A 14,990-nucleotide genomic window follows, 5' to 3' on the forward strand; every position below is an offset into this window, starting at 1 on the left:
GGTCTTTTTTCGTATAAAAGTAGGAATCAATTGGAATTAGTGAAGTACTATATCTTAGTGAATGGCTAGAAAGAAAAAGGAAATAAAAAACGATCCCTGTGCAAGGGATCGTTTTCATATTAGATAAAAAATTGAAGTAAGCTAATTACGGCCAAGAACATTAAACTATATTTCATTGTTGTTTTAAATAGAACGGATTCTTTACCAACTAATCCAACTGCTGCACAAGCAACTGCTACGGATTGCGGTGATACCATTTTTGCCATTGTACCGCCGACTACGTTTAGCGCAACGAGAGTAGATGGTACGATATCTAATTGAGCTGCAGTTACTGCTTGAAGCGGTGCGAATAAAGAACCACTTGATACTACTGAACCAGTTATGAATACGCCGATCCAACCTAGGATTGGAGATAAGATTGGGAACGTATCGCCAGTAGATGATAAGGCTAGTCCAAGAGTAGAAGACATACCAGAGTAGTTTGTTACATATGCTAATGCAATTACGCTGCAAATTGTGTAAATTGGAGCTTTTAACTCTTTTAATGTTTCAATAGCTAATTCTTTTATTAAATTTCCTTTTGCACGGTATACAAGAAGAGATACGATAATTGCTAGTACAATTGCAGTAGTTGTAGATGAAAATACATCTAGTTTGAAAATAGCTGCAAATGGTGTATCTGCATTTACAATTGGTGTTGTTTTAATAACTTGGTTGTGTAAACCAGGAACTTGAATATTCCATACTAAGCTTCCTAATGCACCATCTGGAGCGAATAAACCTTTAATAGCTTTTAAATTAAAGATTGTTACAAATGCAGTTAAGAATGCAAATGGTGACCATGCATATAAAATTTGTTTCATTGTATAACTATGTTTTTCTGCTTGTTTTGTTTCAGTTTTAGCTGAAGATTTTGGCTGCCATACACGTAGGAATAATGCTAATGAGATCATGCTGACAACAGCTGCGAAAATATCAGTAAGTTCTGCACCAAGGAAATATGTTACAACGAATTGAGTAATGGCGAAGGAACCACCACTAACAAGAATACCTTGCCAAGTTTCTTTAATTCCTTTTAAACCACCTACCATTGCAACAAGTAAGAATGGTAATACAAAGCTAATGAAAGGTAATAATGTAACTGTTTGACGACCTACAGTTAATGCATCTATTTGAGTTAATTGTGCTGGTACTGTAACTGGAATACCCATTGCACCCATTGCACCACCGGCAATGTTCGCAACTAAACAGATACCTGCTGCTTTTAATGGATCAAAGCCCATACCTACAAGTAATGCTGCTGTAATGGCAACTGGTACACCAAAACCTGCTGCGCCCTCTAAGAAAGCACCGAAGGAATAAGCGATTAATAATACTTGAAGGCGAGGATCGCTTGTAATGCTTGAAATACTGTCACGAATAACATTGAATTGCTCAGTTTTTACAGTTAATTTGTAAAGGAAAATTGCTGCGATAACAATTGTACAAATTGGATAAAATCCAGCAGCTACACCAAACGCAGCTGATGACACTGCCATAGTTGCAGGCATTTTGTAAACAAACACAGAAAGAATAATTGCTAAAATTACGCTATAAAGTCCTGATAAATATCCTTTGATTTTAAATACTGTTAAGCAAAGGATGAAGAATAAGATTGGCAGGGCAGCTACAAGCGCTGATAACCAAATATTGTTTAACGGGTCATAAACATGTGTCCAAGTATTCATAATAATGACAACTCCTATCTATAATATGTGAATTCATTCACATGCAATTGTGAAATTTTTCACAATCATCTTACATTGCTTAGTATATTCTCGTTCAACACTATTGTCAACGTGGAAAAGAATATTTATTCTATAATAATGTTAACTGTAAAAAATCCGCTACATTTTATCCATCAATTGGAAAAATAATAAAAGACGGAATGCTCGTATACTTTTGTAAGTATGAGAGCGTTCCGCCTTTTATTTATCCATATATTCCTTCATATTTTCGTACGTCATAGGTCCTACATGTTTAAACTGAATGATTCCTTTTGTATCAATTATATAGAAGGTTGTGGATAATCGTTCAACTAAGTGCAATACTAATAAGGCATACTATTAACCAATTTTTTATCCCGCTATTCGCGGACAGTAATATTCCCCCTCAAAGTTCGGCAGGAAGAAAAGAAGTTAGGTGGGGGATAAATTGCCTGTAAAGGCCCGGTTGGTAAGGGCTAATGATCAGTGGGGATGAAGAACCCCCAACGATCAAAGTTTCACTTTGTTATGAATTATCTTTATTTACAAAATTTAACTATTTTTATCGTGGCAAAGTAATTTTTATAGGTCAAACGCCTAAAAAATCCAATTCCCAACATAATCAAAAAACAATATTTTACAATATTATTGAGGTAAATAGAGCTGAACAAAAAATATAACAAAAATGCTGAGAAAACAGCGTTTAGAAGCAAAGTATTCCTATCTGTATGTTTTGCTTTTTCACTAAGTCATGTAGTATAATATTCAGAATCAGCAAGGGTTTTTCCTGAATTGTATGTTGATAAAAGGAGGAAAATATTTTTATTATTTTAGGTTGATAAAGTTGTGACGTAACAGGAAATATAAAAACAAATATATAACAATATATAAAGAGAAAATAAAATAGAAAAAATGAGGGGAACTTTATGAATCAAAATCAATTTGATTGTCGTATTTCAGAAGATGATGTACAAATGTTACGAGCGCTAGCTCATCCGATTCGCCTTCGTTTAGTGATGGAGCTTATGCAGCGTGGAACTTGTAACGTAACGCAATTGCAAGAAGTATTAGAAATTCCACAGTCTACTGTTTCACAACATTTGACGAAATTAAAGCAAAACAAAGTTGTTCGTTTTGAAAGACGTGGTTTAGAAGTTTATTATCAAGTACACAATGACAAAGTGAGTGAAGTTGTAAAGACATTATTTTCATAAAATTTGAATATTTAAGAAAAGGCGTATAGAAATATACGCCTTTTTATTATGGAATATATTTCAAAGAGATATGACAAGATAAAAAGGAGTGTAATAAATAGAAGGAGGGATGCTGAATGGAGTTAAAGCGAGTCAAGCAAATTCTATCATCTTCCAGTAGAATTGATGTTACCTATCATGGTGTACCTGTATGGATTGAAAGCTGTGATGAGGCGAGTGGAACAGCCAATGTGTATGATGTAAAAGTTCCACATGAAACGTTACAAGTGGATGTTATGGCATTAGAAGAGCAATAAAAAAGCGGAAGTTAGCTTTCAAAGGCTAACTTCCACTTTTTATTTATCCTACATTAACGGGCAGTAATACCCCTACTGAATAAAGTTTCACTTTACTCCATCATATGTGCAATTTTTTTAGAGAACAGAAGAAGTACAAAGCCTAGTACAATAACGATAATACCAATGCTTGCGAATACTTCTAAATATCCTAGAGATTGCGTGAAAGCAGCTAATGCACCTGCTAGGTAGTTTGCCATACCTGAACCAGCTAACCAAACACCCATTAATAAAGATGCTAATTTGACAGGAGCAATTGCACTTACCATTGATAGACCGATTGGTGATAAGAAGAGCTCACCAATTGTATGGAACATATATGTGATAACGATGAATAATAAATTTGCTTGGGCAGTAATATGAGCTTCATCGCTTCCAGTTTTCAGAACAGCCAATGTTAAAACGAGATAGCCGATTCCTAGTAAGATCATACCAAATGCCATTTTTGTTGGAACTTTTAAATCACCGCGTTTAGTTTTAGATAGTTTTATCCATAACATAGACACAAATGGTGCGAACAGTACGATAAATGCTGGGTTAACAGATTGGAACCAAGATGTTGGAACTTCCCATCCGAAAATTGTACGATCCACAAATGTGTTTGTATATAGTGTTAAAGAGCTACCTGCTTGTTCAAAGCCTGCCCAGAAGAAAACAACGAAACAAGTTAAAATGATAATTGCCCAAGTACGGTTTTTCTCTTGTTTTGTTAAAGTTTTTTTCTCAACAACTGCTGCATTTTTGTCTTTAGATTTTTTACCAATTACTACTGTTCCTGCATCACCAAGGTAACGAGGAGCTAATAAGTTGAAGAAAATTTGTCCAACAATCATACCAATACAAGCAGCTAAGAAGCCATATTTGTAACCCATTACCATAACGCCATCAACGCTTTGTTTAAAGAAATCTTCTGCTAGGAAGCCACAAATAAGTGGTGCAAAGAAAGCCCCTACATTGATACCCATGTAAAAAATTGTGAAGGCACTGTCACGGCGTGAATCATTTTCACCGTAAAGTTCACCTAGAAGTGTAGAAATATTTGGTTTGAAGAATCCATTACCAATAACTAATAGTGTTAATCCTAAAAATAGTCCTGTTTTTGTATTCATTGAAAAGAGAACGAAGTTACCAATGGCCATAATAATACCACCAAGGGTAATGGCATGACGTCTTGTAATGAAATGGTCAGTTAACCAACCACCGATAATCGGTGTGAAATATACTAATGCTGTGAAAATTCCGTATAATTGCACTGCGAATGCCTTATCAAATCCAAGTCCTCCGCTTACAACAGTCGTTGTTAAATAAAGAACTAAAAGCCCACGCATTCCATAGTAACTAAATCTTTCCCACATTTCTGTTAAGAACAACAAATATAATCCAGGTGGATGTTTCTTTGGTGATTGTTGTTCTCCAGCTTTGTCTAATTTTAAAGCTGCATCCATTTTGCTTCCCCCTAATCCTATATAACGGATATTTATGTAATTATTGTAATTCACAAAATATTTAGAAGTCAATAGAATTATATGGAAATAGAAATAAATTTCCTTATATAATCGCTTTAAACTTCGACCGTTGTTTTATTTTCCCCTAAAAAATTGATAATAAGCGTTTTCAAATGCAGTATTTCAATTCCGAAAGAAAATAAAAGAATGATTAATCTGAAAATTAAGAATGAAATAACTTTTCGGAAATAAAGAATATATCCACTAGTTATTTTTATAATATAACATATGGAAAATAAAAATACAAAATGAAATAATGTGAAACTTCCGTGAAAACGGAATAAAAAACAGCTCCAGAAAGGGGAGCTGTTTTAGAAAAGTATGAAAGAAAGTATTATTTTACAAAGCGTTTTTCAATATCATCTAGCAATAAGTTCGCAGCCATTACACCACCAGCTGTATTCCAAATAACATCGTCAACTTTGTATGCTTTGCCGTTTTTCACAGCGTTTAAGTTTTTGAATAGAGGATCGTTCGTATATTCTTTCTCTAATTCAGAACCTTTTTTCTCATTTCCTTTGTCGAATGTGAAGTAGAATAATACATCGCCATCCATTGCAGAAATACGTTCTTTTGATACGTTACGTTCTGCAAAATCGTTTTTATTTTGATCACCAGGACGTTTGAAACCAAGCTCTTTTAAGATGACACCAGAGAATGTATCTCCGTGATAAATACGGACATCACCAGGCATGAAGCGTACCATCGAAATTTCTTGGTTGACTTTATCTCCAAGTTTTCCTTTTAAGTCTTCCATACGTTTTGCGTAATCATCTAAGACCTTTTGACCTTCTTTTTCTTTATTTAATACCTTTGCATAAAATTTAAAGTTATCTTTCCATTCGCCACGTAATGTTTCAGCGTATACAGTAGGAGCAATGGCTTTTAACTGCTCGTACACTTTTTCATGGCGCATTTTATTTCCGATGATTAAATCTGGTTTTAAAGATGCGATTGTTTCCACATTCACTTGACCTTCATTACCTACGACTTTTACATCTTTCATTTTATCTTTAATATGTGGATACCATGGGTTACCAGTCCAAGATTGTACAGCACCAACTGGTTTGACGCCAAGAGTAAGCAAGGCTTCCGTTCCTTCATTTGTTAAAATGACAACGCGTTTTGGATTAGCAGGAACTTCTGTTTTCCCCATTGCATGTTCGACAGTAATCATTTCTTTTTTGTCTTCTTTTTTTGGCTCTGCTTTGTTGTCTGATTTACCGCAGGCTGCTAAAAGAAGGATAAAGGATAGTGCGCATACAAATAATGTAAAAGATTTTTTCTGAAAGAAATTCATGATGTATCCTCCTTGATATTGAGAATAATTTTCAGTAGCAAGCATGATATTAAAGCTTTATAATTAGATTGTCAATGGCTAAAATTGAGAATAATTATTAATTTCAATTGACAACCAGAATTGGGGTACAATACACTAACAACGTATCATTATGCATTGAAGGAGAAACGCTGCATGCTATTAAAAACAAATCAAGCAAAATGGATTGGACTATTTGTTGGAATCATTGCAGTTCTGACTTGTATTTGGGGGAGTATTATTTTCGGGTATACAAATACGAGCTGGAAATTAGCACTGGATGCTTTCTTCCATTTTAATGGTTCTAATGAACATATTATTATTCAAAATGTACGTCTTCCCCGTGCACTTATTGCAGCTAGTGTTGGTGCTAGTTTAGCCATCTCAGGTTGCTTTATGCAAACTTTAACAAAGAATCCGCTTGCTGCTCCAGACTTTATTGGATTAAACTCAGGGGCTGCCTTTTTCATTGTCGTAGCGATTGTTATTTTTTCCGTGACATCTTTATCTGCGTTTACGTGGATTGCTTTTTTAGGGGCAGCGTTAGCCGCAGCACTTGTATTTGCTTCTAGTTCTTTAGGAAAAGAAGGGACAACTCCGCTCAAGTTAACATTAGCAGGGGTAGCGATTAGTGCTCTATTTTCTTCCTTAACACAAGGATTGCTCGTGTTAAATGAAAAAGCATTAGAAGAAGTACTGTTTTGGCTTGCTGGTTCTGTACAAGGTAGAAAGCTAGAGGTATTACAATCTGTATTTCCATACTTATTGTTTGGATGGATTGCTTCTCTTATGATGGCAGGAAAAGTGAATACGCTTATGATGGGAGAAGATGTAGCGAAAGGTCTTGGACAACGAACGGTGATGATGAAGTCCTTTGTGATGGTAATCATTGTTCTATTATCTGGTGGGGCGGTTGCTGTTGCAGGTCCAATTGGATTTGTTGGAATTATTACTCCTCACTTTGCAAGAGCTCTTGTTGGGGTAGATCATCGCTGGAGAGTTCCATATAGCGGTTTACTAGGCGCTATTTTATTACTACTTGCAGATATCGCTGCACGGTATATCATTATGCCGCAAGAAGTTCCAGTAGGGGTAATGACAGCATTTATTGGTGCACCATTCTTTATTTATATTGCACGTAAGAGAGGACTTAGCAAATGAAGAAGTATATTCCGTTTCGTATAGGAAAAGACGGCCTCTCGTTTTTAATGTACAAACGAGCTTGTCTTGTCTTATTCAGTTTGTTAGCCTTGTTGCTCGTTTTATTTTTTGCGAGTGCAGGTATGGGAGATATGAAAGTAGCTCCGTACGATGTATGGCGAGCGTTAATTGGCAGCGGTGATGCGATGTCGAATATGGTTGTGAATCAGTTTCGCATGCCCCGTATTTTAATTGCGATTCTTGTAGGAATTGCTCTTGCTGTAGCCGGCTGTATTTTACAAGGGCTCGTTCGAAATCCACTTGCTTCTCCTGATATTATCGGGATTACAGGTGGTGCAAGTGTAGCGGTTGTACTATTTCTTGCTCTATTTAGTGATAAGAATAATGCATTAACAGTAAGCATTCATTATATGCCACTAGCTGCCTTTGTTGGTGCAACGATTGTTGCATTTTTTGTATATTTATTCGCTTGGAGAAATGATGGATTGTCAGCGATCAGTCTTGTTTTAATTGGTGTGGGATTTTGGGCGCTGACAAAGGCAGCGACAACATTATTTATGCTGTTAGCACCTATTTATCAAGCGAGTCAAGCTAATGTGTGGATTACCGGTACTGTTTACGGATCTTCATGGCAAAATGTTCAGGTGTTAGCACCTTGGGTTCTTATTTTGACAGTGATTGCTTTTGCTGCTGCTAGGCATTTAAATGCGCAAGAGCTTGGAGATGACATCTCTGTTGGACTTGGAATTCGTTTAACAAAATCACGTTTTTTCCTATTGCTACTTAGTACAGCATTAATTGGAGGAGCGGTAGCGTTTGCAGGTGGAATCGGATTTGTTGGTTTAATGGCACCACATATTTCAAGAAGGTTAGTTGGTTCTTTATACGGCGCATTACTTCCAGTTGCGGCTATCGTTGGTGCTATTTTAGTACTTGCGGCAGATTTAATTGGACGCACAGTCTTTGCACCGCTTGAAGTTCCTGCTGGTGTCTTTACATCAGCAATCGGTGCTCCGTATTTTATTTATTTACTTTATAAAAGTCGTAATTCATAAAGAAAAATATACATAGGCAGTTCTGACGTTACTGTCTACTAAAACGGAGTAAAGGAAGATGCGTATGCCAAAAGCATTAGAGACAAAATTATTAACATTGTCATATGGTGAAACAATTATTATTGATGAATTAAATCTTGAAATTCCTAAAGGAAAGATTACGATTTTTATCGGTTCTAACGGGTGTGGGAAATCAACTTTACTACGCTCGCTTGCTCGTTTATTAAAACCAACCTCTGGTGATATTTTGTTAGATGATCAGGCAATTCAAAACATGCAAACGAAGCAAATCGCTCGGCAAATGGCGATCTTGCCGCAAGGACCACAAGCGCCAGAAGGTCTTACGGTGATGCAATTGGTGAAACAAGGACGTTATCCATACCAAACATGGCTGAAACAATGGTCAGAAAAAGACGAAGAAATGGTGCGGAAGGCACTTGAAGCGACCAGAATGACTGAATTTGCTGAACGCGATGTTCATGCACTTTCTGGTGGACAACGTCAGCGTGCTTGGATTGCAATGACTCTTGCGCAAGATACAGATGTTATTTTACTAGACGAACCAACGACATACTTAGATATGACACATCAAATTGAAGTGCTTGACTTACTATTTGAACTAAATGAAACAGAGCAGCGCACAATTGTTATGGTATTGCATGATTTAAACTTAGCGTGCCGCTATGCCGATAACATTGTAGCCATTCAAGATAAACAGATTTATGCACAAGGAAGACCAGAAGAAGTGATTGATTGTAAATTAGTTCGTGATGTATTCCGTATGGATTGTCAAATTACAATGGATCCGTTGTTTGGAACGCCACTATGTATTCCACATGGAAGAGGAAGATGTTTACTTCCACAGGCAGCACAAATATCAAGATAAGGAAGCGATGAATACTTCATCGCTTCCTTATTTTTTACAAAAAAAGAGGAGGAAGAGAGGAATGCGCAGTCTATATAAATCCATTTTGATTTTTCGACATATAGCCGTGGCTATGGATAACAAAAGGTGATTTCTCTCTTTGTTTTTACTATGTCTGGGCAGGAAAAGGATCTGACCGCTTCTATGCATGACCGGATGCTCTTTTCCACCTAAAAAGAATGGTTTTATGTCGGTTTTTTAATTTGAATTTATATAAATGGATCTTGTTTTTCCGTTCCATACTTCTTCTTACTATATAAATCCATTTTGACTTTTCGACATATAGCCGCGGCTATGGATAACAAGAGGTGACCTGTACTCGTTTTCTCTCTTTGTTTTCACTTGGCATGGGGCAGGAAAAGGATCTGACCGCTTCTATGCACGGCCGGATGCTCTCTCCCACCTAAAAAGAATGGTTTTATGTCGGTTTTTTAATTTGAATTTATATAAATGGATCTTGTTTTTCCGTTCCATACTTCTTCTTACTATATAAATCCATTTTGACTTTTCGACATATAGCCGCGGCTATGGATAACAAGAGGTGACCTGCACTCGTTTTCTCTCTTTGTTTTCACTGTGTCTGGGCAGGAAAAGGATTTGACCGCTTCTATGCATGGCCGGATGCTCTCTTCCACCTAAAAAGAATGGTTTTATGTCAGTTTTTTAATTTGAATTTATATACGCGTATATTCTTTCTCATTTTGAAAATGCTGTATTTCCGGTGTGGCTTCTCATAAACTCGTAATCGTAAAACCAACTTGCTGCAGGGAAGTAAAGTATTGCTCAATGGTGAGATGATATTTGATCACTTCTTGGTCAATCCATGGTTCTACACGTTTGCCACTCGCTTGTAAATGCCATTGTCTCATCCCCTAGAAAGATTTTTTTAAATCTATCAAAATTTAGATAATCATGATAGATTTCTTTTGTTCCATCATATATAATTATTTAATGTAAGCGTTTTCTTTAAGCTATTTTTCTATAATAAATGTTAAAAACGTGTTAAGCTAGTAGAGGAATTATTGGCATTATTAAGATAATAATCCGCTTACATGAACGATAGGAGGCTTCACAATGTCTAGTAAAACACTTGCAAACTTTTTAGAAGAAAACTTAGAGGATTTAAAATCAAAGGGACTTTATAATGTGATTGACCCGCTAGAAAGTCCGAATGGACCAATCATTACAATCGGCGGGAAAGAATATATTAATTTATCTTCAAATAACTATCTTGGTTTAGCGACAGACAATCGTTTGCAAGAAGCAGCAATTGGTGCTATTCATAAATATGGCGTTGGAGCAGGTGCAGTTCGTACAATTAACGGTACACTTGATTTGCATATCAAATTAGAAGAAACAATTGCGAAATTTAAACATACAGAAGCAGCAATCGCATATCAATCTGGATTTAATTGTAATATGGCAGCGATTTCAGCTGTTATGGATAAAAATGATGCAATCCTTTCTGATGAATTAAATCACGCGTCTATCATTGATGGTAGTCGTTTATCCAGAGCGAAGATTATCGTTTATAAACATTCCGATATGGAAGATTTACGTAAAAAAGCCATCGAAGCGAAAGAATCCGGTCTTTACAATAAATTAATGGTTATTACAGATGGTGTATTCTCAATGGATGGTGACGTTGCGAAATTACCAGAAATTGTTGAGATTGCGGAAGAGCTAGATTTAATGACATATGTTGATGATGCGCATGGTTCAGGAGTACTTGGAAAAGGTGCAGGTACAGTGAAGCACTTCGGCCTTTCGGATAAAGTAGATTTCCAAATTGGTACACTATCGAAAGCTATTGGTGTTATCGGAGGATATGTGGCAGGTAAGCAAAATTTAATCGATTGGTTAAAAGTTCGTTCACGTCCATTCTTATTCTCAACAGCGTTAACGCCTGCAGACGCGGCAGCATGCATGCAATCTATTGAAATTTTAATGGAGAGTACAGAATTACATGATCGTCTATGGGAAAACGGACGCTATTTGAAACAAGGATTAAAAGAACTGGGCTTTAACATTGGGGAAAGTGAAACACCGATTACTCCTTGCATTATTGGTGATGAAGTAGTAACACAACAATTTAGTAAACGCTTAAATGAAGAGGGCGTTTATGCAAAATCAATTGTATTCCCGACTGTAGCAAAAGGAAAAGGTCGTGTTCGTAACATGCCAACAGCGGCTCATACGAAAGAAATGCTAGATGAAGCAATTCGTACGTATGAAAAAGTGGGTAAAGAAATGGGGATTATTTAATACATTTACATCTTTTGAAAGCTTGCAAATGAGGAGTGGAGAGAAATGAAAAAAATTTTAGTAACCGGCTCTTTAGGTCAAATTGGTTCTGAACTCGTAATGAAACTTCGTGATGTATACGGCGCATCAAACGTTATTGCGACAGATATTCGCGAAACAGATAGTGAAGTTGTAAAGTCTGGTCCATTTGAAACGTTAGATGTAACAGATGGTCAAAAACTACATGATATTGCGAAACGTAATGAAGTCGATACAATCATTCATTTAGCAGCTTTACTTTCCGCAACTGCAGAAAAAAATCCGCTATTTGCTTGGAACTTAAATATGGGCGGACTTGTAAATGCATTAGAAGCAGCACGTGAATTAAAGTGTAAATTTTTCACGCCAAGTTCTATTGGTGCATTTGGTCCAACAACGCCAAAAGATAATACACCACAAGATACGATTCAACGTCCAACTACGATGTATGGGGTAAACAAAGTAGCTGGGGAACTTTTATGTGATTACTATCATCAAAAGTTTGGTGTCGATACGCGTGGCGTACGTTTCCCAGGTTTAATTTCTTACGTTGCTCCTCCTGGAGGCGGCACAACAGATTATGCGGTTGAAATTTATTATGAAGCAATTAAAAAAGGTACTTACACCTCTTACATTGCAGAAGGAACATACATGGATATGATGTATATGCCAGATGCATTGCAAGCAATTATTTCATTGTTGGAAGCAGATCCAAGTAAATTAAAACATCGCAACGCTTTTAACATTACGGCAATGAGCTTTGAGCCAGAACAAATTGCTGCATCCATTCGTAAACATATTCCAACGTTTACAATGGATTACGCTGTTGATCCAGCTCGTCAAACCATTGCTGATAGCTGGCCAAACTCAATCGATGCAACAGCAGCGAAAAACGAGTGGGGCTTTAAAGCAGACTACGATTTAGATAAAATGACAGCTGATATGCTTGCAAAGTTAAAAAAAAAGTTAACAGCTGAGTTAATATTAAATTAAGGAAAAGAGCCGATTCATATGAGTCGGCTTTTAATTATTTTTTAATAAGGAGAAATACATGAAAAGAGTCGATGTTGTCTATGCGTTAATTTATAATAAGGCACAGGATCAAGTATTAATGGTACATAATGTGGAACAAGATGCTTGGTCATTACCAGGTGGTGCGGTGGAAAAAGGAGAAACATTAGAAGCGGCAGCGATAAGAGAGGTAAAAGAAGAGACAGGGTTAACTGTAGAGATACAGGGAATTGCTGCAATAAATGAAAAGTTTTTTACTGAGGTAGGAAATCATGCGTTATTGATTACTTTTCACGCCAGTGTGATAGATGGTCAAACTGGTATACAAGATGCAGATGAGATTTCAGTAGTAGAATGGATAGATATAAAAACGGCAAATGATCGGTTTCCATATTATGATGGGGGAATTGGATCGTTATTAGAGGCATCCATTCCATACAAATTCCAAAAAGAAATTGAATAGCAGAGGAGATTTTATCGGCGATTCGACATGGAATATCGACTCTTCGACAAATAGTGAATAAAAAACCAGGAGCTTATTTAGCTCCTGGTTTTTATTCAATCGTCTTCAGTAATAATTTCTTCAATAACGGTTTAATCTTCAATCGTAAATCCTCAGCGTGATTCGCAACTAAGAAGTGATGGTTATAAATATTTTTCATCAATTGATAAGTTGCTTCTTTTGCTTCGCCTTCTTCAATGAAAATTCCGATGACTTCCATACCGCTTTTACGCGCGAGTTTTACCGCTTCGTGTGTATCTAAAATACCATCTTGTTGATAGTCTAATGCAGATGGTTCACCGTCTGTAAATACGAGCAAGAATTTATGTTTCTCTGGTCGTTTTGCAAGCTTTTCAGAAACGATGCGAATAATGTAACCATCACGGTTATCTTCTTCTTCACGAAGTTGTATAATTTCTGGTCCAACGCTTGGAAGAGTTGAATTTCTGTACGTTACGACTTCATGAATCACATTTGGTTTGTCTTCCGGTGTAGCACTAGAAGCATCTTCCCAAAATCCACTAATTGCATGTGGGATTTTTAATGATTTTAATGCTTCGTGGAATAGAACAACACTCTTTTTCGTTTCTTCCATTTTGTTATACATAGAGCCAGAGCAGTCGACTAATAGTTGAAATGCAACGTCAAGTTCTTGTGATTCTTGCCCTTTTTTATAAAACATACGCGGTTGTTTTTCTGTATAAATACGTAAAAACTTTTTGCGGAGTCTACCGTAATATTTATCACTATTTGCGTTTGTTTTGTTCTCAATCGTTTTTTCAATAATTTTCTTTAATTCTTTTACGTCTTTATTAATGACTGATTTGATGGCTTGATAGTCTTTCTTGTCATCAGGGTTTGGCTTGCGCGCTTCTTTAAATGTATGAGAGGCACCAACGTTATATTTACCGTATATGCCTTCATTTTGACTAGAAGCGTGGGAAGCTCTCGCATCTTCTGCACTGGCCCCATCAAAGTTTGACTGTGTACTTTTTTGGGAAGTACCTTGTACCGAGCCGAGCGCCTGATCGCCATCCTCAGACTCACGAGCCGTGTCACCCATCATATTTGTTTTTGTACCACTTTCTAATTCGAAGCGTAAGAAGTTTTCATTTTCGTTATTTTTGTTTTCACGATGCCATGTAGAGAAGCTTTCATTAATTTTACTTTTATTATCATCGTCATCTACGATTTGGACATCATCATTCGCTAAATCTTCAGGACGGCCATTCTTTTCATCAGCAATAACAGATAAGTAGAGCGGTGCGTGCCCAAAGTAGTTGTTGAGCATATCGTGCTCAAGAAATCCTTCTAAGCGATAACGAATTTTTTCAACAATATACATTGTATCTTCTGTATTGCGAGCTTGGAACGTTTCGTGCAAAATGGCTTCAATTTGTTCAAAATATTCGTTGTTAAACATTTCGTATTTATCGCTTGTGAGTGAAAGATAGCATAGACAAAATAAACGATCTCCATGATAGTTACGAACACGGTTTATTTCATTTTGTGAGCCAAAATAATTACGATACATTTCCTTACGTCTTCTAAAAATGTGTTTCGTGCCAGGACGCAAGTTTTTCACAATTTCCTCAACTCGTAAATCTTCTAGCAGAACAAATAATTGTGTTAAAAACTTTTTAAGAGGCAACTCTTGTAATTCGATTGCATAAGAACGAATTAATTTCATGTCCGAGTAATGTTTATTACCAAGTGCCTTTAAAAACACTTCGCTTTTTAATCCAATTACTGTGTCCGCTTCTTTTCGGTCATCCCAAAAGTGACTGATGACCACTTTTTTTTCAATTTCGTCGTAGTATGCCTTGTAGCCATACTCTAAGTAAGCATCCTCTTCTTTTAGAAGAGCATACATTAAATTTTCCATTTGAAGAAACAGCGACGCATCGATTTTTTTGTCACTAAAAATTTGTCTCAT

At 36.4% G+C, this 14,990-nt stretch carries 12 protein-coding genes and 1 pseudogene; 8 read left to right on the forward strand and 5 right to left on the reverse strand.

Annotated elements, in window-relative coordinates:
• Nucleotides 1-119: 119 nt before the first annotated feature.
• Nucleotides 120-1,727: a lactate permease LctP family transporter gene (locus QRE67_RS03490; protein WP_286123560.1), complete on the reverse strand. Its 1,608-nt coding sequence runs from the start codon at nucleotides 1,725-1,727 to the stop codon at nucleotides 120-122.
• A 944-nt stretch (nucleotides 1,728-2,671) separates the two neighbouring features.
• On the opposite strand from QRE67_RS03490, the gene QRE67_RS03495 reads away from it, so the two are divergent.
• Nucleotides 2,672-2,959, forward strand: a complete 288-nt coding sequence (locus QRE67_RS03495) for an ArsR/SmtB family transcription factor (RefSeq protein WP_286123561.1) — start codon at nucleotides 2,672-2,674, stop codon at nucleotides 2,957-2,959.
• Nucleotides 2,960-3,075: 116 nt separating this feature from the next.
• Entirely contained in the window at nucleotides 3,076-3,255 is a 180-nt protein-coding gene (locus tag QRE67_RS03500; RefSeq protein ID WP_286123562.1) for an acid-soluble spore protein H, read from the forward strand.
• Between the two features lie 92 nt (nucleotides 3,256-3,347).
• Here QRE67_RS03500 and QRE67_RS03505 read toward each other — a convergent pair whose 3' ends face one another.
• Both QRE67_RS03505 and QRE67_RS03510 read right to left on the reverse strand, forming a co-directional pair.
• Nucleotides 3,348-4,739 carry a peptide MFS transporter gene (locus QRE67_RS03505; protein ID WP_286123563.1) on the reverse strand — a complete coding sequence of 464 codons (1,392 nt, stop codon included), beginning with the start codon at nucleotides 4,737-4,739 and terminating at the stop codon, nucleotides 3,348-3,350.
• A 394-nt stretch (nucleotides 4,740-5,133) separates the two neighbouring features.
• Nucleotides 5,134-6,099: an ABC transporter substrate-binding protein gene (locus QRE67_RS03510; RefSeq protein ID WP_286123564.1), complete on the reverse strand. Its 966-nt coding sequence runs from the start codon at nucleotides 6,097-6,099 to the stop codon at nucleotides 5,134-5,136.
• A gap of 174 nt (nucleotides 6,100-6,273) precedes the next feature.
• On the opposite strand from QRE67_RS03510, the gene QRE67_RS03515 reads away from it, so the two are divergent.
• The 3 genes from QRE67_RS03515 to fpuD all read left to right on the forward strand — a co-directional run bounded on the left by QRE67_RS03515 (nucleotide 6,274) and on the right by fpuD (nucleotide 9,219).
• Complete coding sequence (locus QRE67_RS03515) at nucleotides 6,274-7,278, forward strand: FecCD family ABC transporter permease (RefSeq protein WP_286123565.1); 1,005 nt, start codon at nucleotides 6,274-6,276, stop codon at nucleotides 7,276-7,278.
• The gene (locus tag QRE67_RS03520) at nucleotides 7,275-8,333 is read left to right on the forward strand and encodes a FecCD family ABC transporter permease (protein ID WP_286123566.1); all 1,059 of its coding nucleotides are present in this window, start codon (nucleotides 7,275-7,277) and stop codon (nucleotides 8,331-8,333) included. Before QRE67_RS03515 ends, QRE67_RS03520 begins: the two co-directional genes overlap by 4 nt.
• A 64-nt stretch (nucleotides 8,334-8,397) precedes the next feature.
• Nucleotides 8,398-9,219 carry a petrobactin ABC transporter ATP-binding protein FpuD gene (gene fpuD, locus QRE67_RS03525; protein WP_286123567.1) on the forward strand — a complete coding sequence of 274 codons (822 nt, stop codon included), beginning with the start codon at nucleotides 8,398-8,400 and terminating at the stop codon, nucleotides 9,217-9,219.
• Between the two features lie 773 nt (nucleotides 9,220-9,992).
• On the opposite strand, the pseudogene QRE67_RS03530 reads toward fpuD, so the two are convergent.
• Nucleotides 9,993-10,103 (reverse strand): annotated as a pseudogene (locus QRE67_RS03530) (SAM-dependent methyltransferase); the annotation flags it as partial.
• Nucleotides 10,104-10,332: 229 nt separating this feature from the next.
• Here QRE67_RS03530 and QRE67_RS03535 point away from each other — a divergent pair.
• From QRE67_RS03535 to QRE67_RS03545, 3 genes are read left to right on the forward strand one after another with little or no spacing between them, the layout of a single operon-like run.
• Nucleotides 10,333-11,523, forward strand: coding sequence for a glycine C-acetyltransferase (locus tag QRE67_RS03535; RefSeq protein WP_286123568.1), 1,191 nt, complete (start codon nucleotides 10,333-10,335; stop codon nucleotides 11,521-11,523).
• A 45-nt stretch (nucleotides 11,524-11,568) separates the two neighbouring features.
• A complete protein-coding gene (locus tag QRE67_RS03540) occupies nucleotides 11,569-12,534 on the forward strand; it encodes an L-threonine 3-dehydrogenase (protein ID WP_286123569.1) in 966 nt (321 codons plus the stop codon).
• 58 nt (nucleotides 12,535-12,592) lie between these two features.
• Nucleotides 12,593-13,015: an NUDIX hydrolase gene (locus tag QRE67_RS03545; protein ID WP_286123570.1), complete on the forward strand. Its 423-nt coding sequence runs from the start codon at nucleotides 12,593-12,595 to the stop codon at nucleotides 13,013-13,015.
• Between the two features lie 91 nt (nucleotides 13,016-13,106).
• Here the strand turns inward: QRE67_RS03545 and QRE67_RS03550 are convergent, their stop codons facing one another.
• On the reverse strand, nucleotides 13,107-14,990 hold the full coding sequence (locus tag QRE67_RS03550; RefSeq protein ID WP_286123571.1) for a vWA domain-containing protein: 1,884 nt from the start codon (nucleotides 14,988-14,990) through the stop codon (nucleotides 13,107-13,109).

The sequence above is a fragment of the Bacillus sp. DX3.1 genome (genome assembly GCF_030292155.1).
In the GTDB taxonomy this organism is placed as follows: Bacteria; Bacillota; Bacilli; order Bacillales; family Bacillaceae_G; genus Bacillus_A.

Excerpts from the sequence above, each read along its gene's own strand:
- QRE67_RS03520 (WP_286123566.1), top strand. The coding sequence starts at position 7,275 with ATGAAGAAGTATATTCCGTTTCGTATAGGAAAAGACGGCCTCTCGTTT.
- QRE67_RS03515 (WP_286123565.1), top strand. The coding sequence starts at position 6,274 with ATGCTATTAAAAACAAATCAAGCAAAATGGATTGGACTATTTGTTGGA.
- QRE67_RS03550 (WP_286123571.1), bottom strand. The coding sequence starts at position 14,990 with ATGAGACAAATTTTTAGTGACAAAAAAATCGATGCGTCGCTGTTTCTT.
- QRE67_RS03545 (WP_286123570.1), top strand. The coding sequence starts at position 12,593 with ATGAAAAGAGTCGATGTTGTCTATGCGTTAATTTATAATAAGGCACAG.
- QRE67_RS03490 (WP_286123560.1), bottom strand. The coding sequence starts at position 1,727 with ATGAATACTTGGACACATGTTTATGACCCGTTAAACAATATTTGGTTA.
- QRE67_RS03510 (WP_286123564.1), bottom strand. The coding sequence starts at position 6,099 with ATGAATTTCTTTCAGAAAAAATCTTTTACATTATTTGTATGCGCACTA.
- fpuD (WP_286123567.1), top strand. The coding sequence starts at position 8,398 with ATGCCAAAAGCATTAGAGACAAAATTATTAACATTGTCATATGGTGAA.
- QRE67_RS03535 (WP_286123568.1), top strand. The coding sequence starts at position 10,333 with ATGTCTAGTAAAACACTTGCAAACTTTTTAGAAGAAAACTTAGAGGAT.
- QRE67_RS03505 (WP_286123563.1), bottom strand. The coding sequence starts at position 4,739 with ATGGATGCAGCTTTAAAATTAGACAAAGCTGGAGAACAACAATCACCA.
- QRE67_RS03540 (WP_286123569.1), top strand. The coding sequence starts at position 11,569 with ATGAAAAAAATTTTAGTAACCGGCTCTTTAGGTCAAATTGGTTCTGAA.
- QRE67_RS03500 (WP_286123562.1), top strand. The coding sequence starts at position 3,076 with ATGGAGTTAAAGCGAGTCAAGCAAATTCTATCATCTTCCAGTAGAATT.
- QRE67_RS03495 (WP_286123561.1), top strand. The coding sequence starts at position 2,672 with ATGAATCAAAATCAATTTGATTGTCGTATTTCAGAAGATGATGTACAA.